27 protein-coding genes and 1 pseudogene are annotated in these 24,236 nt (G+C 48.5%); 18 read left to right on the plus strand and 10 right to left on the minus strand.

All coding sequences use genetic code 11. The features are described from left to right. A partial coding sequence (locus EDI29_RS22960; RefSeq protein WP_241664908.1) for a tyrosine-type recombinase/integrase occupies positions 1 to 408 on the plus strand: 408 nt, incomplete at its 5' end. Between the two features lie 299 nt (positions 409 to 707). After that, complete coding sequence (locus EDI29_RS08235) at positions 708 to 923, plus strand: helix-turn-helix transcriptional regulator (RefSeq protein ID WP_137740508.1); 216 nt, start codon at positions 708 to 710, stop codon at positions 921 to 923. 139 nt (positions 924 to 1,062) lie between these two features. Here EDI29_RS08235 and EDI29_RS08240 read toward each other — a convergent pair whose 3' ends face one another. Next, positions 1,063 to 1,254 carry a YlcI/YnfO family protein gene (locus tag EDI29_RS08240; RefSeq protein ID WP_137740509.1) on the minus strand — a complete coding sequence of 64 codons (192 nt, stop codon included), beginning with the start codon at positions 1,252 to 1,254 and terminating at the stop codon, positions 1,063 to 1,065. Between the two features lie 189 nt (positions 1,255 to 1,443). Between EDI29_RS08240 and EDI29_RS08245 the strand changes: the two genes are divergently transcribed. The 3 genes from EDI29_RS08245 to EDI29_RS08250 are packed head-to-tail and all read left to right on the plus strand — an operon-like array spanning position 1,444 to position 4,407. Further along, entirely contained in the window at positions 1,444 to 1,644 is a 201-nt protein-coding gene (locus tag EDI29_RS08245; protein ID WP_137740510.1) for a host cell division inhibitor Icd-like protein, read from the plus strand. Then, positions 1,637 to 1,804 carry a hypothetical protein gene (locus EDI29_RS22720; protein ID WP_167494492.1) on the plus strand — a complete coding sequence of 56 codons (168 nt, stop codon included), beginning with the start codon at positions 1,637 to 1,639 and terminating at the stop codon, positions 1,802 to 1,804. Before EDI29_RS08245 ends, EDI29_RS22720 begins: the two co-directional genes overlap by 8 nt. Then, positions 1,801 to 4,407 (plus strand): TOPRIM and DUF927 domain-containing protein, encoded by a 2,607-nt coding sequence (locus tag EDI29_RS08250; RefSeq protein WP_137740511.1) that lies wholly within the window; start codon positions 1,801 to 1,803, stop codon positions 4,405 to 4,407. Before EDI29_RS22720 ends, EDI29_RS08250 begins: the two co-directional genes overlap by 4 nt. Before the next feature lie 948 nt (positions 4,408 to 5,355). On the opposite strand, the gene EDI29_RS08255 is transcribed toward EDI29_RS08250, so the two are convergent. Beyond that, positions 5,356 to 5,844 carry a hypothetical protein gene (locus EDI29_RS08255; protein ID WP_137740512.1) on the minus strand — a complete coding sequence of 163 codons (489 nt, stop codon included), beginning with the start codon at positions 5,842 to 5,844 and terminating at the stop codon, positions 5,356 to 5,358. A 293-nt stretch (positions 5,845 to 6,137) separates the two neighbouring features. On the opposite strand from EDI29_RS08255, the gene relB reads away from it, so the two are divergent. From relB to EDI29_RS08270, 3 genes are read left to right on the plus strand one after another with little or no spacing between them, the layout of a single operon-like run. Continuing rightward, positions 6,138 to 6,383 carry a type II toxin-antitoxin system RelB family antitoxin gene (gene relB / locus EDI29_RS08260; protein ID WP_010286544.1) on the plus strand — a complete coding sequence of 82 codons (246 nt, stop codon included), beginning with the start codon at positions 6,138 to 6,140 and terminating at the stop codon, positions 6,381 to 6,383. Continuing rightward, positions 6,373 to 6,657, plus strand: a complete 285-nt coding sequence (locus EDI29_RS08265) for a type II toxin-antitoxin system RelE/ParE family toxin (protein WP_137740513.1) — start codon at positions 6,373 to 6,375, stop codon at positions 6,655 to 6,657. Before relB ends, EDI29_RS08265 begins: the two co-directional genes overlap by 11 nt. A gap of 46 nt (positions 6,658 to 6,703) precedes the next feature. After that, the gene (locus EDI29_RS08270; protein ID WP_137740514.1) at positions 6,704 to 7,054 is read left to right on the plus strand and encodes a hypothetical protein; all 351 of its coding nucleotides are present in this window, start codon (positions 6,704 to 6,706) and stop codon (positions 7,052 to 7,054) included. Here the strand turns inward: EDI29_RS08270 and EDI29_RS08275 are convergent, their stop codons facing one another. After that, entirely contained in the window at positions 7,055 to 7,255 is a 201-nt protein-coding gene (locus EDI29_RS08275) for a hypothetical protein (RefSeq protein ID WP_137740515.1), read from the minus strand. It abuts the gene before it with no gap. Positions 7,256 to 7,546: 291 nt separating this feature from the next. On the opposite strand from EDI29_RS08275, the pseudogene EDI29_RS08280 reads away from it, so the two are divergent. The 4 genes and pseudogenes from EDI29_RS08280 to EDI29_RS08300 all read left to right on the plus strand — a co-directional run. Continuing rightward, positions 7,547 to 8,788, plus strand: a pseudogene (locus EDI29_RS08280) (integrase domain-containing protein); the annotation flags it as partial. Between the two features lie 510 nt (positions 8,789 to 9,298). Further along, a complete protein-coding gene (locus EDI29_RS08290; RefSeq protein ID WP_137740517.1) occupies positions 9,299 to 9,544 on the plus strand; it encodes a YmjA family protein in 246 nt (81 codons plus the stop codon). 243 nt (positions 9,545 to 9,787) lie between these two features. Next, positions 9,788 to 10,327, plus strand: coding sequence for a DUF2058 domain-containing protein (locus tag EDI29_RS08295; protein WP_137740518.1), 540 nt, complete (start codon positions 9,788 to 9,790; stop codon positions 10,325 to 10,327). A 293-nt stretch (positions 10,328 to 10,620) separates the two neighbouring features. Beyond that, positions 10,621 to 11,103, plus strand: a complete 483-nt coding sequence (locus tag EDI29_RS08300; protein WP_107167980.1) for a cold-shock protein — start codon at positions 10,621 to 10,623, stop codon at positions 11,101 to 11,103. Between the two features lie 226 nt (positions 11,104 to 11,329). On the opposite strand, the gene EDI29_RS08305 is transcribed toward EDI29_RS08300, so the two are convergent. Together EDI29_RS08305 and EDI29_RS08310 are read right to left on the minus strand one after the other, a co-directional pair. Continuing rightward, on the minus strand, positions 11,330 to 11,659 hold the full coding sequence (locus EDI29_RS08305) for a DHCW motif cupin fold protein (protein ID WP_137740578.1): 330 nt from the start codon (positions 11,657 to 11,659) through the stop codon (positions 11,330 to 11,332). 54 nt (positions 11,660 to 11,713) lie between these two features. Beyond that, positions 11,714 to 12,250: a rhodanese family protein gene (locus EDI29_RS08310; RefSeq protein ID WP_137740519.1), complete on the minus strand. Its 537-nt coding sequence runs from the start codon at positions 12,248 to 12,250 to the stop codon at positions 11,714 to 11,716. A 373-nt stretch (positions 12,251 to 12,623) separates the two neighbouring features. On the opposite strand from EDI29_RS08310, the gene EDI29_RS08315 reads away from it, so the two are divergent. Next, positions 12,624 to 14,027: an EmmdR/YeeO family multidrug/toxin efflux MATE transporter gene (locus EDI29_RS08315; RefSeq protein WP_137740520.1), complete on the plus strand. Its 1,404-nt coding sequence runs from the start codon at positions 12,624 to 12,626 to the stop codon at positions 14,025 to 14,027. 43 nt (positions 14,028 to 14,070) lie between these two features. Here the strand turns inward: EDI29_RS08315 and EDI29_RS08320 are convergent, their stop codons facing one another. Both EDI29_RS08320 and ompX read right to left on the minus strand, forming a co-directional pair. Further along, entirely contained in the window at positions 14,071 to 15,240 is a 1,170-nt protein-coding gene (locus EDI29_RS08320) for an MFS transporter (protein ID WP_137740521.1), read from the minus strand. Between the two features lie 258 nt (positions 15,241 to 15,498). Continuing rightward, positions 15,499 to 16,014: an outer membrane protein OmpX gene (gene ompX / locus EDI29_RS08325; protein ID WP_137740522.1), complete on the minus strand. Its 516-nt coding sequence runs from the start codon at positions 16,012 to 16,014 to the stop codon at positions 15,499 to 15,501. A 377-nt stretch (positions 16,015 to 16,391) separates the two neighbouring features. Between ompX and rhtA the strand changes: the two genes are divergently transcribed. Continuing rightward, positions 16,392 to 17,273: a threonine/homoserine exporter RhtA gene (gene rhtA, locus EDI29_RS08330; protein WP_137740523.1), complete on the plus strand. Its 882-nt coding sequence runs from the start codon at positions 16,392 to 16,394 to the stop codon at positions 17,271 to 17,273. On the opposite strand, the gene EDI29_RS08335 is transcribed toward rhtA, so the two are convergent. Then, positions 17,270 to 17,821, minus strand: a complete 552-nt coding sequence (locus EDI29_RS08335; RefSeq protein WP_137740524.1) for an AAA family ATPase — start codon at positions 17,819 to 17,821, stop codon at positions 17,270 to 17,272. The genes rhtA and EDI29_RS08335 overlap by 4 nt on opposite strands. A gap of 310 nt (positions 17,822 to 18,131) precedes the next feature. On the opposite strand from EDI29_RS08335, the gene dps reads away from it, so the two are divergent. The 4 genes from dps (at position 18,132) to glnQ (ending at position 21,184) form a co-directional block, all read left to right on the plus strand. Then, positions 18,132 to 18,635, plus strand: a complete 504-nt coding sequence (gene dps / locus EDI29_RS08340) for a DNA starvation/stationary phase protection protein Dps (protein WP_137740525.1) — start codon at positions 18,132 to 18,134, stop codon at positions 18,633 to 18,635. 397 nt (positions 18,636 to 19,032) lie between these two features. Continuing rightward, positions 19,033 to 19,779, plus strand: a complete 747-nt coding sequence (glnH, locus tag EDI29_RS08345) for a glutamine ABC transporter substrate-binding protein GlnH (RefSeq protein WP_107167971.1) — start codon at positions 19,033 to 19,035, stop codon at positions 19,777 to 19,779. Positions 19,780 to 19,805: 26 nt separating this feature from the next. Next, complete coding sequence (gene glnP / locus EDI29_RS08350) at positions 19,806 to 20,465, plus strand: glutamine ABC transporter permease GlnP (protein WP_107167970.1); 660 nt, start codon at positions 19,806 to 19,808, stop codon at positions 20,463 to 20,465. Then, positions 20,462 to 21,184, plus strand: coding sequence for a glutamine ABC transporter ATP-binding protein GlnQ (gene glnQ / locus EDI29_RS08355; RefSeq protein WP_129704245.1), 723 nt, complete (start codon positions 20,462 to 20,464; stop codon positions 21,182 to 21,184). The genes glnP and glnQ overlap by 4 nt, the downstream gene beginning before the upstream one ends. Positions 21,185 to 21,235: 51 nt before the next feature. Here the strand turns inward: glnQ and EDI29_RS08360 are convergent, their stop codons facing one another. Continuing rightward, on the minus strand, positions 21,236 to 23,101 hold the full coding sequence (locus tag EDI29_RS08360) for a M3 family metallopeptidase (protein ID WP_137740526.1): 1,866 nt from the start codon (positions 23,099 to 23,101) through the stop codon (positions 21,236 to 21,238). A gap of 86 nt (positions 23,102 to 23,187) precedes the next feature. Beyond that, entirely contained in the window at positions 23,188 to 24,156 is a 969-nt protein-coding gene (gene ybiB / locus EDI29_RS08365; protein WP_137740527.1) for a DNA-binding protein YbiB, read from the minus strand. Positions 24,157 to 24,236 lie beyond the last annotated feature (80 nt).

Consider the following 24,236-nt stretch of genomic DNA (forward strand, 5'->3'; position numbering starts at 1 on the left):
GTTATTCCCCTACCCCCGCAGGCATTAGCTATTCTGGACGCCATGAAGCCCATCAGCGGACACCGTGAATACCTGTTTCCTTCCAGTAAAGACCCTAAGCAGCCGATGAACAGCCAGACCGCTAACGCCGCATTGCGCCGTATGGGTTACAAAGGTGTGCTGGTGTCTCATGGCCTGCGCGCCATCTTCAGCACCGCCGCCAATGAAGAAGGCTTCCCGCCAGATGTGATTGAAGCAGCCCTCGCCCACGTAGACACCAACGAAGTGCGCCGCGCCTATAACCGATCCACTTATCTGGAACAGCGCAAAATATTGATGTGCTGGTGGGGGGAATTTGTTGAAACAGCCGCAACGGGAAAAGTGATGGCGTCGGAAGGAGCCAGAGGTTTACGCGCAGTTAATGGCTGACACTGTATTTACATATGGGGCAATAAACGGAACCAGAAAAACACGCGGAATAAGAATGAATTTTTTCATAAACTGATTGCAAAACAGCGTTCAATCACCAGAATCATTTATTTGAGTAAGTGATTCTGGATTTTTTCACTTTCTCTATCCCTGAAACTCGAATTATTTAGCTCATATCATTATTCCAAAAATTTACTTACCTTCCAATTTTAAACCTTAATTATCATACACCGCCCTATAGAACCGTTTAACTATCTGCACTGACCGGACAACGCCGGTTTCATTGGAGATAAACACGTATGAACCTGTTAGACAGAAAAATCCTGTTAAAGAAAGAAGTGAAAGCCATTCTGCGCGTTAGTTCAGACAGCAGCTTTCAGGAAATGATCAATGCCGGAGAATTCCCCAAAGGATTTCGAGTTGGCTTACGGCGCGTAGGCTGGTTCGAGGATGAAGTTAGCGATTGGTTAAAGCAACGTATTGCCGAACGTGACCAGCAAACCGAAACCGTATAAGCCGACACCTTCATTTTTATTGCCGCGATAGCGGCATATCGGAATCAAAAAATATGATGATCCAAAAATCTGGCACTGGCTGGAACGGGCATTGCTACGCCCAAAATCAGCACATCAGCTATTTAGAAAAACGCTCAAATCACGGTTTTGATTTATCGTCTTTTTCCGCTTCTAACTTACGCCCGCAGGCTTCCAATACCCACGCAGAAAAATTAGCGTTGGGATTGTCTACTTTTTCACGCGCTACGCTGGCATCAATTTCATCAATCAGTTCGTGTGGGAAACGGATTCCCTTTTTAGTGGATTTACTATTGTTATTACCTGTAGCCATGCCTAACTCCGTTAAAGACACTGACGGTACTCTGCCTGAAAAATTGAAATTTAAAGCACTTGACGTGTGCGCACACCAAGAATTATCCTGTATGCACACCTTGATTGAATTCAAGGTTAACATAACGAAGCCCGGCAGTGCAGCAACACGTACCGGGCTTCTGACCACAGCGTTAAAAGGAGTAACGTCATGGCTGATTCACAGTCTACCCAAACTCGCCTTAAATTTCAGTATCGCTTTCTGGTACTGCCCTACTCTCCGCAGGCAAAAACGTTTTGTCGCCTATCCGTTGAAGCCTATTCAGAGCAGGAAGCACGGCAAATGCTGTCTCCGTGTTTCACATTCGCTTTCGCTGCTCGCCTTCCCGTTCAAGAGGTGCGCCATGTTTGATAAAACTCCGCTGGAACAGGAAGAACTGATCGATCAGTGCCGTGCGCTGGCTTATGCCATCGTGGAGTTAAGGGAGCCGCAAGCAAAAGAGATCCTGATGTTCATTCTTGCCGAACGGCTTGATGCGCTCCACCGTGCGCCGGAGGACGAGGCAGCATGAGCAACACGTTTATTCAAGACGTGCGGACAAAAGCCAACGGCCATTGGGAGGGGATTTTGCAGCGGTTAGGCATCCCAACCAATCGGCAGGAAAGTGAATGTCCCAACTGTGGCGGGAATACCCGCTACCGTTTTGACGATAAAGAAGGTCGTGGCACCTATTTTTGTTCTCACTGCGGCGCAGGAACCGGACTGGATCTGGTGATGAAAGTGAATAAGTGCGATGCGTGGCAAGCAGCGGAACGGGTCGCCGAGGTGCTGGCGCTTCCGTTGCCAGTCGTTCCCCCCGCCAGTGAAAAGCCTGATCATCGTCTGATTGCCGAGCGGGTAAATTCGCTGGTGGCGAAAGCGGTATCGGGTCAATCTGACTATCTGCTGAATAAGGGGCTGCAACGCCCCTCACTACTGCTGGATGATGGTTCCCTGTTGCTGGCGCTGCAAAACATGAACGGCACCACCACCGGCGCACAGCTCATCAAACCTAATGGCGAGAAAAAGCTGATTGCCGGTAGCCGCAAGAAAGGCGCATTCATTCCCGTTAGTACCCTACCTGAACACGCGGACACGGTGATCATTGCCGAAGGTTACGCCACAGCAATTACGGCATCGTTACTGATACAGGGTGTCGCTATCAGCGCGTTAGATAGCGGGAATCTGATTCACATTGCACGATCTTGCCGTGCTGTCTGGCCGGACGCCAAAATCATCCTTGCTGCGGATAACGACAGCAAATCCGATGGTAGTAACACTGGAAAAATCGCGGCTGAAAAAGCGGCACAGGCGGTAAACGGTTGGGTGGCGCTCCCGCCGACAACTGAAAAAGCCGACTGGAATGATTACTACCAGCAACATGGCGCGGCGGTATCCATATCGGCCTTTGCCGCCTCACTTTATCAGCCAGGACAAAAACCGCTGCCGTCTTCCAATTCCCCCTTAAAACCTTACGCAGACATTCGTCATGGCGGGCTGTATTGGGTAGAGCCGAAGACTGACCATGACAGCGGCGACATTATCGAGCGTGAAAGCTGGCTGTCTGATCCTATTACGGTGGCGGGGATTGGATCGGATGAGTCAGAGCGTTATCTGGTTCTAAGTTGGACGCCAAGCGGTGAAAGCCAGCCCCGTACCGAAGCGATTCCAATGCGAGATATTGGCGAACGTGAAGGCTGGGCGCGATTACGTGCGGGTGGATTGGCAGTCACGGCCAAAGGCGGGTTACGGGCAATACTGGCCGATCACTTGTGTCGCAGTCATGCAGGTTGTCGCTGGTCAATCGCCAGCGCGACCGGCTGGCAGCATGGCGCTTACCTGATGCCGGACGGTTCTGTTATCGGCACACCGAGCATTCCTGTCTTGTTCAACGGTAAATCGGGTGCCGCCAGAGGTTATGCCACCAGCGGAACGGCGCAAAGCTGGTGCGAAAACGTCGCAGCGCTGGCACAGGGGAATCCCTCCATGATGTTGGGGATCGCCTGCGCCTTTGCTGCGCCGCTCATTGGGCTGGTAAACGCGGACGGGTTCGGCGTCCATCTGTTTGGCGGTTCCTCTGCGGGTAAAACCACAACCGGCAATATCGCCTCTTCTGTCTATGGTGATCCTAACACGCTTAAACTAACGTGGTATTCCACCGCACTAGGACTGGTGAACGAAGCCGCCGCCCACAATGACGGCTTTATGCCGCTGGATGAAATCGGGCAAGGCAGCAATCGCAAAGCCGTGGCCGATGCCGCCTATGCGTTGTTTAACGGCGTGGGTAAAATTCAGGGAGCCAGAGAAGGCGGCAACCGAGAGCTAAAACGCTGGCGGGCAATGGCGTTCAGTACCGGCGAGATCGATCTGGAAAGCTATATCCGCGCTGACGGTGGACGGGTAAATGCTGGTCAATTGGTGCGCCTGCTGAATGTCCCGATCACCAAAGCGACGGTATTTCATAGCTATCAGGATGGCAAAGCCCATGCTGACGCGATCCGTGATGCCAGCAACGCGCATTATGGCGCGGTTGGCCGGGCGTGGATTGTTCACCTCTCCAGCCAGAAAGAAAACGCGCTGACAACCTACCGCGAAACAGAGCGGCGCTGGTTGTCACTGTTACCCGATGATGCCAGCGAACAAGTGCGGCGTGTAGCATCACGTTTTGCTGTATTGGAAACCGCTTTATTACTTTCGGCCTCTTTTACTGGCTGGACGGTTCAGGAATGCCACGATGCGTTACAGCATAGCTTCTATGCCTGGGTAAATGAATTTGGCATGGGCAACCGTGAGGCCAAAGCCTGGGTAGAACAGGCCGACACCTTTTTGCACCAGTTTGGCTATAGCCGTTATTTACCGCATCCCAATCCTGATCCGCGTGATTTACCCATCAAGGATTTGGCAGGGTATCGGGTGAAAAAGCCAGGAGCCGATACGCTGGTGTTTCACACCTTCCCCGCCGTATTCAATAACGAGATTGCCACTGGTGCCAATGCCGCTGCGTTTGCGCAGGTGCTGGCCGATGCCGGAATGCTGGACAAACCCGCCAAAGGCATTACACGTAAATCACTGCGCATTGACGGTAAGCAGCCGCGCTTTGTGGTGCTCATGACGCTCGACGACGAGGAAGAGTAAATCTCGCGTAAGGTAAAATAAGGTCGGTTCGGTAGGTTCAGTCGGTTCATTATTTTAATACATTGATTTATGGCTATTTTTATTTGAATAGTGAACCGACTCTGAACCGACTTTAGCCATTTTGAACCGACCTAACCAAATGCCTCTTTTCTGGCTTGCTTGATGAACCGACTTTCACACCGCGTGAACCTACCCCTAGGTCGGTTCAATTCTGAAAGTAATCACTTTATCTATCAACAAGTTGACTACGTGAACCGACTGAACCTACCGAACCGACCCACTTTTGCTTATCTATAAGCATTTGCGCACACCATAATCATGATGGGTTGAACCATTGCCAGCGTGAAAGTGCGCAAAACGAAACTGAGTGGTTACGGAAAAATTCGCAATGTGGTTCACAGTTTGGTACGCAGTGGTACGCATTACTGTGCGAACTGCGTACCACGCTGCAACCCGTACCACGCCTCATTTTATTCAATTTGAAATCAATTTTTTGGTCGGTACGCATGTATCGAAATGCTAAGGTTTTTTGGGATGTCGGAACGGCGGGAAACGGTGTGGGGAGTGAGGCTAAAATAGTAAACCATGGGCAACCTCAATCTATGACCAAAAAATTACTGAGTTTAGGTTCTGCTGAGAGTTTCTTTAGGTGTATTTGCCTCGGCTAGGTCTAACCATAGGCTACTGCCAGACGCAAGATATTGCTGACACAACTGTGTTTATGATAAAGAGATAGCTCAACACTTAGTGGATGAATAAAAATATAGATAACCACTAACAAAAAAGGCTCCTCAAGGGAACCTCTTTCTTAATAAGAAAACACATCAGATCGGTTTTGCTACGATTTTCCCAGCTTGCTCAGCTTTCTTTTTAGCAATAAGAAAACGCTGAAGCATCTCATTTTTCTGTGCTTTGATTGCATCGTAGTCAATATTCAGGTTCATTTTCTCAGTTTTCCGTTCGTATAACATAACAAGCCCCTTCTATATGAGATGCAAGGTTCTTGGATTTGGAATACCTAAGCACTAATCTAGTATAAATTTTTCTTAGGGATTCACTGTACGCTTGAAAAGTCAAAATTTGTATGGATTCAGTTTCAGCTATCTTTAAAATGATGTCAACCAACGTAGTGTAAAGATAACGAGCTTCTACCGCAGTTAGATCTGGCGCACCGGGCGGCTTATCAAACATCGTATCACATTCTTCGTTATCTTCAGCATCTACATTGTAGAAGCTAACAACGCTAACAGTAAGTGTGGCGAGTTCATCACCATAAAGATCTGTCAAAAGTTTGCTGTTGCCTTCTTTACAAAAGACTAAACGGAGGGTTATTTGCCTAGTAACATCGCCAGAAAAGGTAAAGATCACATCCGTATATCTATACACTTCAAAACCTTGCAGTTCATTATGCTTGAACTTGTATGAGTTACCCGCCATCCAAACGTCCCACTATAAGATTATGACCGATATCTTACAGTAAAATTTATATAAGCATTAGATATCAGAGAGAATTTTAAGGCATTTTTCAAATCTAACATTGAGAGTACTGAGCTATTCGAAACATACTAAATGAGCATTGAATCACAGACCAGAAGACATGATCCTCAACTACTTCACTGTTGGCTGGATGACGCCCACTTTTGCGGTAAGTTCAACTGGTCGATCACTTGTTTCCCTATCTGCCAACAACTACAATGTATACAAAACACACAACGTAGTGAGGTGAGAATATGGGCGTCATGTCCGTTCGCTTAAATGATGAAACAACCGCGCAACTTGATGCGCTGGCTAAAGCCACGGGGCGTACCCGCTCTTTTCTGGCCGGGCAAGCCATTGAAGACTACCTTGCGCGGGAAGCCTGGCAGATAGCAGAGATCGAGCAAGCTATAAAAGAGGCTGATGCGGGTGATTTTGTCTCATCAGATGAGATGAACAATCTCTTTAAAAAATTAGGTACGGCAAGACATGGAAATTAAATGGCTGCGTAAAGCCGCGGCCAATTTGGAAGCCGAGTACCTCTATATCGCGCAGGACGATCCACAAGCTGCCAGCCAATTCGTAGATGAAGTCCAAAGGTTGACGGAATTACTACCGCAACAGCCAGCAATGGGAAGGCCAGGCCGTGTGCCAGGGACGCGTGAGCTGGTGTTAACGCACTATCCCTACATCATCCCCTACCGTGTGAAAGATAACATGCTCCAGATTCTGCGCATCTTTCATACGCACAGACGTTTACCGTCAAAATGGTGAACAACCTTTAACGAACGTACATCCATCAACTAACCTCCACGCAGTCATGAAAGACAACAAAAAACACAACCAACAATCAAGATCATCTAGCTGGGGAGGAAAACGCACCGGTGCAGGCGCTCCAATTGGTAACACCAATGCAGTGAAACATGGGGAACGCAGCCGCCAGGCATTCTTTCCTTTGGCGGGTGATGATGGGCGATTCACGCCGTTGCAATTACTGCGTGTAAGAAACCTACTCCTTGCTGAACGTGTCGGCGAGTTGATGCACAGATCTCTTTCTTTGGGTACAGCCGAGTGGCGCGAGTTTATGTTGCTCGATGGGATTTTATGGCAACACACCCGAAAAATGATGGTATTAGAGCTTCGCCAGGCAAAAGCAAACCATGCATCATAATCAAAGATATTTTGACAATACGAAACGCAGTTCACGCCAATTACTTTCATAGCCAGGAACACCAGCATCTTTCAATGACGCAATCAGTTCATCAAAATCAACACCTGTAATCCTTATCTGCTGATCGTTGTTTTTGGCAACCGCGACGACCTGCTTTTGTGAATCGTCAAAACTAACTTCAATATGCCAGCCGTTTTCCATGTTGTAGCCAATGCACATAAACACCTCAAATTCAGATAACATGCGACCAAATGCTATATGCTTTTAATCAGCCACACACTGTATCAGAAGCAACGCCGCCCACGAATCATGTAACCAAAGATAACAGTTGGCTGATTCTGTTAGGGGTTACTAAGCGATAAAATCGTACTCACCACCGTCATTTTTCAGGATGACTTTTCGTTTTAGTTATACGTTTAGTTATATTAATAAAAATTAAATCACAGAATAAACAACAAAAACAAATATTTATAACACAAATTCAATTTCTCTCGTTCAAAGCCCCTCACAAACACGGAAGTCAAAGCTGCTAAAGCAATAGACAAAGAATTGTCGCTACATGATGGTGGCGGGCTGCTATTGTTCGTCAAACCTTCCGGCACAAAGACATGGCGTTTTCGCTATTACCACCCACAGACTAAAAAGCGCACTACGTTGACGTTTGGCAGCTATCCGGCAATTTCTTTAGCTGATGCCAGACAAATGCGGGAAGCAGCCAAAGCTCTCTTAGAAAAAAGCATCGATCCACAGTTCCACCAGCAACAGCAGCGCGAACAAGAACAAGCCATCAACCTGAACACGTTCGCCAAAGTTTCCGCCGACTGGTACGAAGTGAAAAAGTCACAACCACTGGCCGAGGACACCATTAAAGATATCTGGCGCTCGTTGGAAAAATACGTCTTCCCGTTCATCGGAACCTTACCGATCACCCAGCTTACCGCTCGTCACTTCATCACCGCGCTGGAACCGATACAGGCCAGCGGTAAATTGGAAACCGTCAAGCGGGTAAGCCAGAGAATTAACGAGGTGATGGATTATGCGGTTAACTCTGGGCTGATTCCCGCGAACCCCGCCGCCAAGATCCGCAAAGCCTTTCAGACGCCGGTGAAAACCCATATGCCGACCATTCGGCCAGAGGCATTACCTGGCTTAATGAAAACGCTATCGGTCGCCAGCATTGAGTTACAGACCCGCTTATTGATTGAATGGCAGCTACTCACCGTTACCCGCCCTGCCGAAGCCGCTGAAACCCGCTGGAGCGAGATAAACCTTACAGATAACACCTGGACGATCCCCGCTGGCCGTATGAAGATGCGTCGTGATCACATTATTCCCCTGCCCCCACAGGCATTAGCTATTCTGGACGCCATGAAGCCCATCAGCGGACACCGTGAATACCTGTTTCCATCCAGTAAAGATCCCAAGCAGCCGATGAACAGCCAAACCGCTAACGCCGCATTGCGCCGTATGGGGTACAAAGGCGTACTGGTATCCCACGGCCTACGCGCCATCTTCAGCACCGCCGCCAATGAAGAAGGCTTCCCGCCAGATGTGATCGAAGCTGCCCTCGCCCACGTAGACACCAACGAAGTGCGCCGCGCCTACAACCGTTCCACCTATCTGGAACAGCGTAAAGTCTTGATGTGCTGGTGGGGGGAATTTGTCGAAACAGCCGCAACGGGGAAAGTGATGGCATCGGAAGGAGCCAGAGGTTTACGCGTCGCCAACGGCTGATACTGCGTTTATATACAGTTAATTATTAATTCCTGTTAATTGCCCTCCTAAAATGTCGTTATCCGGTACAAACCGAAAGAAACCCACACTGTTTACCAGCCCCTTTATATAGGAGCTGTGCTATTTGGCATACCAGTCGAGGGACTATGCTGAAAATAGCTGGACAGAACATTGAAGGCTATGTTGCGTGCGCAGCAATTCAGACAAATTTTAGAGATAGAGCAAGCTATTAAAGAATCAGAGGCCGGTGATTTTGTCTCACCAGATGAAATGTGCAACCTGTTTAAAAAGTTAGGTACGGCAAGAGATCGAAATTAAATGGCTACGTCACGAAACAGTCCGTTGGCAACACCAATAGGTAGAACAGCAACTACCGGGCAATCTTTTCTTTGGCTGGTGATAATGAGCAATTCGCGCCACTGGAATGACTCTCATGGAATAAGAATGATATTATCAAGGCCAGACAATACTGACCGCAAATGGCATAGGCGTTAACCCCGAGGACTACTGATGAACAATGAAATACCACTTAAATATTATGACATCGCTGATGAATATTCGACGGAATCTGCGGAGCCAGTGAGCGAGTCAGAACGTGAATCTCTGGCTCGCTATTTCCAGTTGCTGATCACCCGCTTAATGAATAACGAAGAAATCAGCGAGGATTCGCAGAGAGAGATGGCCAGTGAAGCAGGCATAGACGGGCGACGTATTGATGAGATAGCGATGTTTCTGAATCAATGGGGCAATGAGTAGTTTTTAAAAAGGTACAACGTCGCGATGTTCTGATCGTACCTTTAGCACCCAAAAATCCAGGCACTGCTCACGGACGGATAGTGCCCAACGCTGAATGTATATCCCATATTGAAGTCAGCTCATGCCGATCGCTGATAGCCCCGCCAAACTCAAGCAATACAGTCATCAATTCCTGCCATCTGGTACAGCCTCAAAAATTACAGGTATAATCCCACACATTATTCAACTGGTTTAGAAACGAAGATGACAAAACTCACCTTACAAGAGCAGATGCTAAAAGCTGGATTAGTCACCAGCAAAAAAATGGCCAAAGTCCAAAGAACAGCTAAAAAATCACGAGTTCAGGCTCGTGAGGCAAGAGAGGCTGTAGAAGAAAATAAAAGGGCACAACTTGAGCGTGATAAACAGCTAAGCGAACAACAAAAACAAGCGACGTTATCTAAAGAATATAAAGCTCAGGTTAAGCAGCTCATTGAAATGAATAGAATCATCATTTCAAAAGGCGATATTGGCTTTAATTTCACAGATAATAATTTAATTAAAAAAATAGATGTGGATAAGCTGACTCAAGCTCAGCTGATTAGCGGTCGTCTCGCCATCGCGCGTTTGGTTCTCGATAGCAGTGGTGAAAGTGAATACGCTATTATCCCCGCGATTGTAGCCGATAAAATTATGCAACGAGATGCGGACAGCATTGTATTGAATAGTGCGCTTAGTCAGGAAGAACAAGACGAAGAAGATCCCTATGCTGATTTTAAAGTACCCGATGATTTAATGTGGTAATCAACGTCTTACAAATACTTAGGAATGAAAAGTCCCTCAGGGCTTTTCATTCAGATGTTATGTTCAGTCAGCCAATGAAAAGCGCAGGGGTATCCTAGATAGTCGCCGACACGGTTAGCGTTTCCGCCACTGTGAACGTAGCGTTTTACTCTCCATCGCTTATATCGTCATAGCCCCCTCGCATACCAGAAATTTATCGTCCAGACTTAAATCAAAGGCGTAGTCTACGCAGGAAATGTGTTTTACACTGCGCGTTGCAAAAATTGAGTAGATAAACGATTAAGTAGGCGGTAATGGCGATGAACGGAACGATCACAACCTGGTTTAAAGATAAAGGTTTTGGATTTATCAAAGATGAAAACGGTGATAACCGTTATTTTCATGTGATTAAAGTCGCCAACCCTGATCTGATTAAGAAAGATGCGGCGGTGACCTTCGAACCTACCACGAATAACAAGGGCCTATCAGCGTATGCTGTGAAAGTTGTGCCGGAAAGTAAATACATCTATATCGCAGGCGAGCGTTTAAAGCTCACGTCGCTCAAGTCTTTCGTGGTCTACAGCGAAGAAGTGCCTGCCGATACCCGTATTGATAAAGACAATGTGGTGCTGTCTGTGGGTGTACTGATGAATAGCATCAGACCGAAATCAAGCGCTAAACCTGGTGAAATGCGCTCGCTGAAAAAACTGGCGATCACCACCTTCCAGGGAACGACGTTAATTTTCTCGGAAGATGAGATAGATGTAGATGCCACGGTGAAACAGCTCAAGATGTGAAATAATTAAGACTGCTCCTGTGCCGAAATCCTGCACCATTATTCATAAGCAAGATTTCGGCATCGCTAACTGACTTCAGTACGCTGTCATATGCCGTTCTTTCACAAACGCCGCCAGCAATCACAAGTCAGTCCATTTAGGTATTACGTTGTGCATCATGCTAGTTCGATTGAATGATGAAACAACCGCACAATCTCTCTCCGCAGCACCACGTTAGCCCATGACATCAATCCACAACGAACAGCTTAGCGCCGGTTTCGGTGTAGGAACGATGCGCTTCCGCATGATCTGCGACCTGATAGCTCATTCCAGGTTTGAGAACAAAAACACGACCATCATCTAATTCCGTATGAAGTTCGCCTTCAAGGCACAGCAGGACATGTCCTTTTGAGCACCAGTGATCGGCCAGATAGCCGGGCGTATATTCAACAATACGAACGCGGATATTATCAAAACGCTGCGTCCGCCAATATGCGATCCCCGACTCTCCCTTATGCTCAGTCGGTTCTATTTGTGACCAATCAGTTGTATCAAACGGAATGTTCTTCATGTCCATATTACTGCCCTCTTTAACGTTGTTAGTTAACACTCCGCTTACTATCCCGGCAAATCAGCGTTTGGCAGCACGGTTCCACGGCATTTTCATTAACAACCTTGCCATGCCGCAAAAGCCTGTAACCCCTGCAAACAGCAACCCCGCCCCCACAAATCCAGAGAGCAGAAAGAAAGCGCTGTTGACGCTGTACCCCAGTAATACACCACTCAGAATAAGGACGCCAGCGGCGATTTGAACCTGACGCATGACGTCAATTGGCTGTTTATTATTGATTTCTGTCGGAAAACCCGCCTTTTTCCAGGCAGTCATTCCACCATTAAGTAAAAAAACTGTTGCCGGAAACGCAGACTGCATCAGAATCTCAGCATTCTGTGCTGAACGCATACCAGACAAACAATGGAAAATTATAGTTTTCCCTTCCCTATCTTCTTCAGGAAGTGCATATCCCGCCGCGGGATTAAGCGGGTGCAACCTCGCCTGTGCGATGTGCTCGCGAGCGTACTCTTCCGGCTGACGAATATCGATGAGTATCGCGCCTTCATCTACTAGTCGGTGAGCCTGTATGGGTGAAATAGCAAGTGGTGTTGACATGATCCTGATCCTCTTTTGAGCCGTTGAAACCCGTCATAATGCGTCACTCAGCGCGGTGTTCAGCCAGCAAGAAAGGTGATACCGCTGATTGTACGCGTGCCACTATTAATTTAGAAAAATCTAATTAAGTATAATCTAAATTAAATAATATGCGCATGCAATAACTTTCCATGCCGGGAAGGCAATCGAGGCTGGACATCGATTTCGCGGCTGATACTCTGTAAATAGGAACGCTATTTTAAAAACAGCCATGCTGCCGCGATCGCACAAAATAGAGAAGTGCACCGTGCAAAAATGATGCTATTTGCGAGCCATTCTATGGCTTTGTTTACTTTGCTGACTGGGAAACTTGAGATATCTCCAAGACCGTTTCATGAAAAAATTAAAAGATACAGACTGGTATAAAAAGCGTTACTCCAACCGCGTTCTCTTCTGGAGAGAAATTTCACCGCTCGCCTTCCCCATCTTTATTGAAGGCCTCTGCGTCGTGTTGATGGGGGTTTTCAGTACGTTTCTGGTCAGTTGGCTGGGGAAAGAGGCTATGGCCGCCGTCGGTCTGGCTGATAGCTTCAACATGGTCATCATTGCGTTCTTCACTGCGGTCGCATTGGGGACCGCAGTGGTTGTTGCTTTCAGCCTAGGGCAGCGCAATAGAAAGCAAGCGCGATCTGCCGCCCGTCAATCGATGTCATTGTTGGTTCTTTCATCATTTCTGTTGGTCGCACTGGTTGAATTCGCCGGTTCCACGATTATCGACTTGATTGCTGGGCAAGCCGATGAACAGGTGAAAGCACTGGCCCTCACATTCCTTCGCTGGACAGTGTGGGGATATCCCGCCGTCGCTGTCGCGCTAGTCGGCTGCGGCGCGCTCCGTGGCGCGGGCAATACTAAGTTGCCGATGGTCATTAATATTGGGATGAATATTCTTAATATTGCCATCAGTAGCCTGCTGATTTATGGCGCATTCTCCTGGAATGGCCTCGGTTTTATCGGTGCAGGCATCGGGATTACCATTTCACGCTATATTGGGGCGATACTCGTGATTCTGACGCTGATGCACGGCTTTAACGGTGCGTTGCGCATTCCCTTCAGGTCTTATTTTGCACCTTTTACCGTGTCGATTCTCTATGAAGTGCTCAGTATCGGGATTCCCGCCAGCATCGAATCAGTGATGTTTAACATCGGCAAGCTCATCACACAGCGCTTTGTGGCGGGCATGGGAACCGAAGTCATTGCAGGAAACTTTATTGCTTTCTCCATCTCGACGTTGATTAACCTGCCCGGTAATTCGCTCGGCGCAGCTGCCACGATCATCGTTGGTACGCGACTGGGAAAAGGTCAGATCATGCAGTCTACCCGCCAGCTAAAACACATTTTCTGGTTATCCAACATTGGGCTATGTGTTCTTGCCGTACTGTCGGTCCCCAGCGCCAGCTTTTTAGCGTCGTTTTATACCAATGAGCCGGAAGTGATCGAGGTGGCAAAACACCTCCTGTGGCTCAACGCGCTGTTTATGCCAATCTGGGCGGCATCGTGGGTATTGCCCGCTGGGCTAAAAGGCGCAAAAGATGCCAGCTACACCATGTGGGTAGCAATGGCAGGCATGTGGGGATGTCGAGTCATCGCGGGGTATATACTCGGTGTGATGCTCGGATTTGGCGTGATCGGCGTGTGGATGGGGATGTTCTTTGACTGGATTGTACGTGGGTTCTTCTATTACCGCCGACTGATGAGTGGCCGCTGGCTATGGCGTTATCGCTCGCCGGCTGATTCATGACAGCGAGCGGGGAAATCCGCTCGCGTACAACACAGTAACGAACTTAGCGACCTGGGTTTTTAAGCGGAGTAAAACGGGTCGCCATGATAATCAATATGACCACGCCAACCGTCATAATCATCCAGGCTTGTTCCAGACCCGCCGTATGCTGACGTATAAACCCGGCGAGCAGCGGCATTAAACTGGCGAGGATATAACCACCGCCCTGCACAAAACCCATCAGTGAACCGGTTTTATGCGGTTCTGTCACCTGATCCAATGCCACGATGAGTGACAATGGAAACAGCGCACCAATCCCAATCCCCAACATGATAATGATGGGGTACGTAAACGTCAGCGGTGCAACAATCAGCCCAATCATTCCCACCAGCATCACGATCAGGATAGGAAGCAGCAGCCTGCGCCGATCGGGAAAACGGTTGATAAATGTGGATACCAGCAGACCGGAAATCACTTCCGTCATCGTTAATCCGCCTAGCATCAGGCCACTTTGCGTCGCATTTACCCCTAGTTGCATGTAATACGGCGGCAGCCACGCCAGCACCAAAGTATACGCTCCCGTCCCAATGCCGAAGAATACCATCAGCAACCAGTCCATTCCGCTTCGGTACGTGGTTAAAACGCGCACGGCATCCTGTTTCACGGTATAGGCTCTAGGAATACATTTCCAAGCCACCGTCGCAACCAGCGCAACAATTCCCCAGCAGGCCAACGCACTTTGCCAACCCCACGCATTTGCCAGTGGAGAAACCGATGACGCCGCAAATGCCGCACCGGTCATAATCGCCGTGGTATAAAAGCCCATAAGAAGGCTGCTATGACGACCGAAATGGAGCTTGATAAACGACGGCACCAGCGCCTGAATCAAGGCAATCCCGATTCCAGCAAACGCCGCGCTAACCAACAGAGCGATACCGCTATTCAGCCACCAGCGAGCACTACACGCCAAGGCAATGACCACGATACCGAGTGTGATCCCGCGATACTCGCCGAGACGCGCCTGTAATTGCCCGCCATACAACGCGCACCAGCCCATAGCGAACACCGGAAGCGTAGTTAACATCCCGGCCATGCTGTCATCCAGACCCGTCGCAGCCTGAATCTGATTCAGCAACGGACCAATCCCCGCCAGAACAGGGCGTAAATTCAATCCCAACAGGATAATTGTGAAGAAAAGAAAAGCCCGCGCGCGGGCCGTCGATGTCACTACCATGTATAACCTCAATAGCTTGAACAAATCACTGCTGACTGATGATCATTATCTTCACACAAAGAATCTTAACGTCAAGATAAAATCTTCTAACAGACGAGCACTGCATACGATCAACGTGGGTAAGTGAATAGTGTTCGATTGGAAAGTTACTAATAAAATTCTGTAGGCAAAAAATCATAAAAAAATCCGCTCTAAAAAGAGCGGATTTTTTGACACAACTAACACCAACGCTGAGGGTAAAAAACCTATAGCGTTAGATTAGAAACGGTAACCTACGCCAACAGCCCAGGCACCAACGTCAACATTGCGGATACGGCTTTGTTCGTAACCAACATCCAGAGCTACATCTTGGATTGGGTTGAACTGAACACCAGCACCGTAGGTGAAGCCGTAATCGTCATTGCTGCTATTGTTCAAACCGTTAGTAGCGTTATTCGTTACTTTACCGTGGCTGAAACCAACCACACCGTACAGGCTTGCCCAGTCATTCAGACGATAAGCAGGACCAGCAGTGAAGCCCATGTATTGGCCTTTGTTGTAGTCACTGCCATCGCTACCATTTTTTTCCAGGTAAGTGAATGAGCTAATAACGCCCAGTGGGTTATTATCTTGCTCATAACGATATTTCAGGTTAAAGCCTTTAACTTTATTTTGTACGCCCTGAGCATCACCTTGAGCATAACCAGCAGTTACAGTGCTTTGACCAGCAAATGCAGAACCTGCGCCAACGGCTAATACACAAGCCAGAGCGGAAAGACACGCGATTTTTTTCATATTTACAGCCTCAAATTCATTTTATGAAAGACTAACTAACGCAGTAAATATAACAAAGAAGTGCGATGCTTGCCGCCCTATAAATATTTATCAATTAGGCTTTAGATGTAACAAATATTGTCAAATAGAAGCTATCATACTAATTACATTGAACTTTCCATTGTGACAGTTGGATTAAAAATAAATTCACCACAGGGCGGTAAAACAGACAATTCTTAATTTCCCGCTCAGTTTGTATGCTAATTGTATTGAATGAAAAAAAACCAGTTAAATGATGCGTAAATAAAGGTCAATAAAAGTCAATTCATACCAGACAAATTGTTTACAATTGGATATGATAGCAACAGAATGTTATACCTGTTTTTAAGGCCAAAAGAATGACCTTATTTCCCCACCGTTCATCATCATTCATCCCGGTATTGCTCATCATTATCTCGATGCTATCGATCCAAAGCGGAGCTGCTCTGGCCAAAAACCTGTTTCCGCTCATCGGTGCCACTGGCGTCACGGCGTTACGTCTGGGAATTGGGACGATCATTCTGTGCATCATTTTTAAACCATGGCGTATGCGCTTCAGTAGCAACCGTCTGCCGCTGTTGATTTATGGCATTACGTTGGGCGGTATGAATTTTCTATTCTATCTCTCGTTGCAGACGGTGCCGCTTGGCATTGCTGTCGCATTGGAGTTCACCGGCCCACTTGCCGTCGCTATGTTAGCCTCACGTCGGCCGATTGATTTTCTATGGGTCTGTCTTGCCGTTGCTGGGCTGTGGTTTTTATTACCGCTGGGCCACAATATCGGAAATGTTGATTTAACAGGTGCCGCCTACGCCATCGGTGCAGGCGCCTGCTGGGCGTTCTATATTCTATTTGGGCAAAAAGCAGGGGCAAATCACGGGCCAGGAACTGTTGCTATTGGCTCCTGTATTGCTGCACTGATCTTTTGCCCTATCGGTGCGTATTACGCGGAAAGCACGCTGTTTTCACTCACGATACTCCCACTCGGCATTGCCGTCGCTATTCTGTCCACCGCGCTGCCCTATTCTCTGGAAATGGTGGCATTAACGCGTCTACCCGCCAGAACGTTCAGCACGCTAATGAGTATGGAACCCGCGATTGCCGCCTTATCTGGGATACTCTTCCTCGGCGAACACCTCTCATTCATACAGTGGATGGCGCTGATATTTATTATCACCGCATCACTAGGCGCAACGTTGACAATAAAATCAGCAGAGGTACGAAAGGAAGAGAGAACTTAAATAGAATGCGTACTTATTTCCTCGGGAAAATGTTGCAGAAAAGTCTCACATTCCTGAGGTGAACGCAGAATGATAAAACGGATATGGCGATAGCGAGGGTCAGCTAAATCCGCCAGATACCGTTTTCGGTTTCTTGAATAGGTTTTTATCGTCCAGAGGATAATCGAATCTCGGCTAAAGAAACTGCGAATAAAGGACTCTTTATTGCCCGTTCCGCTCCAGAGCTCCTCTTTGTGCCATGCCCGAAGATAAGCGCGCCGCATCGCCTGAAAAAGCGTGCGGGTAAAACAGTAATCGACCCAAATCACGACATCAACATTGCGCCATTTAATATCTCGCGTTCGGTTATAGTTGCCATCCAGTACCCAACTGTCTGGCTCCAGCGCGTTTTCAAGCCGTTGAAAGAAGTCGGCATCCGTTCTTCCTTGCCAGTCGCTCAGCCAAAACAACGCATCCATTTCAACGTAGGGTACATCCAACTTCTCAGACAAACGACGAGCGAGCGTAGATTTTCCACTTCCGCTAGTACCAATAAGATTGATTCTCATTCTTCATAACGCCTTTAATAACACATTATATGCTTTAAGAAAAAACAAGAGAATAATAACTATTTTCACCTCAGTAGTAATGATATTTATCAATATGTGTACTTGTGTTGCATGGACAATATAAAATATTTCCATCACTCGTCATTTACACATTATTGATATCAGATAAATCCTGACTACAAATAGCCATAATATCGTTATGCTGTGGCTATTCATTTGATAGGCAATTCTTTTCAATATTACTTTTTATCGCTGTTATAATTAATCACGTTAAACAGTCAGATTATGAAATTAAAGAGAGGATAATATTATGTCTACTGCCAAACTCGTGAAATCAGCACCGTCCGAACTGCTTTACACTCGCAATGATTTGGACGATAGCGTTAAGACCTCGACGATCGCACTGTTAAACCAACTGGTTGTTGATTTTATCGACCTGTCGTTGATTACCAAACAGGCGCACTGGAACATGCGCGGTGCAAATTTTATCGCCGTTCATGAAATGCTGGACGGCTTCCGTACCTCGATTATTGATCATCAGGATACCATCGCCGAACGCGTCGTGCAGATAGGCGGTGTTGCGTTAGGTACTGTGCAAATTGTCGGTAAACAAACTTCGCTGAAAAGCTACCCGACTAACATTCATAGCGTTCAGGATCATCTAAAAGCGCTGGCCGAGCGTTATGCCATTGTCGCGAACAACGTTAGACATGCTATTGGTAAAACGGAAGATGAGGCCTCTGCGGACATTCTGACCGCGGCATCACGCGATCTGGATCAGTTCCTGTGGTTTATTGAAGCCAATATTGAATAATTTGCGCTATCGTCCCGCGAACACTCGCAAGGCTGCTCAGGCAGCCTTTTTACTGCCGACTCCATCCACTCAAGCGCCCTCTTTCTTCGTGTAATCCGCACAAACTACGCATTTTATCCGTTAAGACGCTCAAAAAATTAGCTTTTGCCTCCATTAATTGGCCATAACGCCAATCAACGGTTGTTTCCCTCGTATAAATCAGTTAATCATAACAGCGCCTTGCCCAAGCGAATCGGAGATGAAAATTTCACCGCCTGCAAGGTAATAAAATAAAAACAACAGGTTAAGCACAACGCATGATAATTGACCTAATGTTCTAATAGGTGTCACTTTCGTACTATGCTTAAAACGCCTGTAAAACAAAAAGCTCCCACAACTGCTAAATAGGAAGGATTTGATGAAATCACTACTTAAGGCCTCTTTGGCTGCATTGACGCTAATGATGAGCGTATCCAGCTATGCCGCTGAGAAAGAATTGATTGTCGCAACCGACACCGCTTTCGTCCCTTTTGAATTCAAACAAGGCGACAAATACGTCGGTTTTGACATTGACCTCTGGGATGCTATCGCTAAACAGCTCAACCTGAAGTACACCCTGAAGCCAATGGACTTCGGCGGTATTATTCCTGCTCTGCAAACGCGTAACATCGATCTGGCGCTCGCAGGCATTACCATTACCGAAGAGCGTCAAAAAGCAATCGATTTCTCTGATGGTTACTACAACAGCGGCCTGCTGGTGATGGTCAAAGCGGACAATAACGACATCAAAGGCGAGCAGGACTTGGCCGGTAAAGTGGTTGCGGTGAAGAGCGGCACAGGTTCCGTTGATTATGCAAAAGCCAATATCAAAACCAAAGATCTGCGTCAGTTCCCTAACATCGACAACGCCTATATGGAATTGGGCACCAACCGTGCTGACGCCGTGCTGCACGATACGCCAAATATCCTTTACTTCATCAAAACCGCAGGCAATGGCCAGTTTAAAGCGGTAGGTGATTCTATTAAAGCCCAACAATACGGCATCGCGTTCCCGAAAGGCAGCAACGAGCTGCGTGAAAAAGTGAATGGCGCCCTGAAAACACTGCGTGAAAACGGCACTTATGCTGAGATCTACAAGAAGTGGTTTGGCGTAGAACCTAAGTAATTGCCGATTTAATCTGGAGATATTCCATGCAGTTTGACTGGAGCGCCATTTGGCCTTCTCTGCCCCTCCTGATGGAAGGGGCAAAAATGACGTTGTTGATTTCTGTGCTGGGTCTGCTTGGCGGCCTGGTGATTGGCGTGGTCGCGGGTTTTGCTCGCGCCTACGGCGGCTGGTTTTCCAGCCGCATTTCGCTCGTTTTTATTGAAATTATTCGCGGTACCCCGATCGTTGTGCAGGTGATGTTTATCTATTTCGCCTTGCCGATGATTTTCACATCTGTGCGGATTGACCCTTTTGCCGCCGCCGTGGTGACCATCATGATTAACTCCGGTGCGTATATCGCGGAAATTACTCGCGGTTCGGTATTATCCATTCATAACGGCTTCCGTGAAGCGGGTCTGGCACTTGGGCTGTCTCGCCGCGCGACGTTACGCCATGTGATTGCCCCACTCGCACTACGCCGCATGCTGCCGCCGCTGGGTAACCAGTGGATTATCAGCATTAAAGACACGTCACTGTTTATTGTTATCGGCGTGGCTGAACTCACGCGTTCAGGCCAGGAAATCATCGCGGGCAACTTCCGGGCGCTGGAAATCTGGACTGCGGTTGCCATTATTTACCTGTGCATCACGCTGGTCCTCAGCTTTATTCTGCGTCGTCTGGAAAGAAGACTTAAGATTATATGATTGAATTTAAAAACGTATCCAAACACTTTGGCAAGACACAGGTCTTACACGATATCGATCTCACCATCGGTCAGGGTGAAGTTGTGGTCATCATCGGGCCTTCAGGTTCGGGTAAATCCACGCTGTTGCGCTGCATCAACAAGCTGGAAGAGATTACCAGCGGCGAGTTGATTGTTGACGGCCTTAAAGTAAACGATCCGCGCGTTGACGAGCGTTTAATCCGTCAGGAAGCCGGGATGGTATTCCAGCAGTTTTATCTGTTCCCGCATCTTACCGCGCTGGAAAACGTCGCGTTCGGCCCTATTCGGGTACGCGGCGCGAGTAAAGCCGATGCTGAGAAACTGGCGCTGGAATTGCTGGCGAAAGTGGGCCTGTCAGAACGCGCGCATCATTACCCTTCCGAGCTTTCCGGTGGTCAACAGCAGCGTGTGGCCATCGCCCGCGCTTTAGCGGTTAAACCGAAACTGATGCTGTTTGATGAGCCGACATCGGCACTCGACCCAGAACTGCGCCATGAAGTGCTGACCGTCATGAAAGATCTGGCCGAAGAAGGCATGACGATGGTCATCGTCACTCACGAAGTGGGCTTTGCCCATAAAGTGGCTTCACGTCTGATCTTTATTGATAAAGGCCGCATCGCAGAAGATGGCGACCCGGAAACGCTGATTACAAATCCACCCAGCGACCGTCTGCGTGAATTCCTGCAACACGTATCTTGATCAACAAGGGGGCTTTCGCCCCCTTACTCTTACTCGCAATGTCAGCGAACGTTATGCCTGCGAACGCGGATATTCTCGTTCAATAAACGCCGCAAAATCCTGACACATCTTCTCGTCGCTCTGTTCATTATCCGCCAGCACGCGACTGCCATCGACCACGCGAATACGTGCGCCCAGATCGAAATCAGCAGCAGGCTGAGGACGACCCGCTGCCTGCGCCATCGTGCTTTCCGCCTGTTGCCAGGCTTCATCAACCGTCAGATTACAGGCCTGCGCCAGATAAGCGGGATTGAAGCCCTCACCGGTCAGGCTACGCAGCGTATCGTCATGACTTACGCTATTGCCTGGATGCCAATAGTGTTGTGCCAAATCAGGGCCGATAGCGGGGTTGTCTGTCAAATAGCCGTCGCGTTGCAGGAAATAGCTGCGCGTCTGCTCTACCGCCATCAGCGCCAGCAGATATCCTTGATAAGAGCACGCTGACTCCATAGACAACAAATGTGGAATCGCCAACGTCGGGCGCGGGCTACCGCTGATCCCCAAAATACGCTGCTCGGTATCGCGTGCCAGTTTAGTCATTGCTTCTGGCGTGCGCGCCTCCTCATCCCAAGAATAGAGCTGCCACTCAAAGTATGGCACCAACAGAATGTGTCGCTCATTGAAGGCTCGCATCGGTTGCTGTGTGCTGATATCTGCACGGATCAACTCGTCAGGAATCACCTCTCCCTGCGCATTCTTTGCATAGCGTTTTAGCCAGTCGGCATCACCCAACAGGCTGTCGCAGAACATGGACTGTGTTTCAGCGTAGGCCATCGACGTTGGTGGAAACTCCTGTGAAAAACAGGGAGCATTTTGCTTAATATTGGCAAAATGTGCGGCATGTCCACCTTCATGGAACAACGTATTAATACCGCTGGCGCCGCTACCAATTTGATCGGGTTTTGCCAAACTAGTGAAATTAATCCGTGCAGGAACCCATTTTCCGTCCTGTACAAATGGCGGCACCGGACCATGCATAAAGCCGTTCTCGTATTTGCCTTTGCGCACCAGCAAATCAAGCTGCATTTCTGCACCGTTAAACCCGATACGCAAACGCTTAAAGCTGTTGAGCCAACGTTCAAGCGACGCAGAGAATGGGAAATAAGGGTCGAGCTGGCGCGTCACGTCCCCCGCGCTGGCATAGCGAATATTCCACGGTTGCAGCGCGTCTTCACCCTTTTCATCAGCCAGATTTTTTAGGCTACGGGCATTTGCTTCACGGGTCTGCTCTTCGAAAGGATCGAGGATGGCAAAAAGCTGCTCCGGCGTCATCCGCTCCGTCTTGTTGACCTTATAGTCAAAATAGTTCCGGTAGCCCATCTGACGGGCAAAGCGGTTACGCAGTGAAATCAGCTCAGGAAAACCGTTCTGCAACAACCACTGTTCGAGATCGCGCAGCGCCTGCTGAGAACTGTGACGATAGGCTTCCGTATCATTGGTCGCCTGATTGGTCAGCAGTTCTCCGAGCGAGGCGGAAACGCGTTCTCCTTTGGCATCCAGATGCGTCATCTCATAAGATTTACGCTTGGCGTATAGCGCGCTTTCTGCCGCAATAATCTCGTCCATCAGCGCCTGAGCCTGCGGATCTTCAATCACATTACAGTCAAAAAACCGATACCAGCCTTGCAAACCGTGTAACAGCGCCTGTTGTTCATCACGCGGGCTGTTTTCCAGTGTTGCAATATGGGTTCTCAGCTCAGCCAGACGCTGCGGCTGTGAAATAAAGCGCTTATACGCACTTTCTGCGGCGGAGAAACGCTCAGACACCTCATCGTTGCCCGTTCCCATATACAGTTGCCAAAACAGTTCTTCTTTCGCCTGATGGACCGCGAGATAGTCACGATTCAATGCGTCAAAATAGTCCGCTACCTGTTGCATGCTATTCCTTCTCTCTTCAAATGACAGCCGTCTGGCTGTGTGAAGTGGCGCGGTAATTCGCGCCCAATTCCGCCTCGGCAAACCAATCAGCCAAGGCGTTTCTTAATCGTGGCGACAGCCTGTTCCATGGTGGCTGCTTCGCCAGCAGCCACCAGACAGCACGCCAATTGCAGACGAATCGCCTGTGGGATGGCAATTTCGCCCGTCAGGCACTGTACCGTCCAGCGCGCCGTGGTTGCAGCATCCTTCGCAATAGGCAGAGCGTCGGGCGCGACGCTGATCTCCTGACGCAGTTGCAGCACTTTAGTATGTTGCTGATGAATAAAATGAATTTCCGGGCAGCGCTGCGGATTGGCATAAACCTCGCCCTCTGTACCGTGCATCAGAAGCGCACGCCCGTTGATGTCATTAAAAAACGTCCCCACGCGGGAAACATACTCAGGATGGGAAACGCTGGCAACGCGCAGCGCGTCGCTTTCACCAAATGGCGTCGCCACCTTGGCTAGCGTATGGCTACTGTTACGCACCCCCATACGCCAACGTAACTGTAGCTGGCGATCGATGGCTGGACACAGCACAGAGACGGGAATAAATACCGGACTGCCGTTATCAAGCTCCTGCTGAGCCTGCCCAGCGTTCTCCGCAATCGTCACGCCGAGATGACGTAAAATCTCCGCGCTGGTAACACGAGTCGGATCGTCACTTACGCCATGCACAACCACTGGAAAACCCAGTTTTGCCAGCAGCAGCGCCAGCAGCGGCGTCAGGTTAGCTTGCCTCCGAGCACCGTTATAGCTAGGAACCACGATGGGCATAGGAAAGCCCGCAGGCGGGGTCAGGCGCAATACATGCTCATTCATTGCCTGATAAAACCCCAACATCTCGGCTTCCGATTCGCCTTTGATGCGAAACGCAATCAACAGCCCACCGAGCTCCAACTCCGGCACGTCACCGTGCAGCATCGCGCTATACAGTTCATAAGCCGTTGCCTGATCGACATCACGCGCATGATTTTTCCCGCGCCCAACTTCTTTGATAATTTTGGTGTAATCCATGCTGGCCTCTCATTTGCGGCGACACAGTAAAGAACTTATCAATGAAAATAACATGTTTACCGAGTTTCTGGTCACTCTGG

The organism is Pectobacterium polonicum (genome assembly GCF_005497185.1).
GTDB classification, from domain to species: Bacteria; Pseudomonadota; Gammaproteobacteria; order Enterobacterales; family Enterobacteriaceae; genus Pectobacterium; species Pectobacterium polonicum.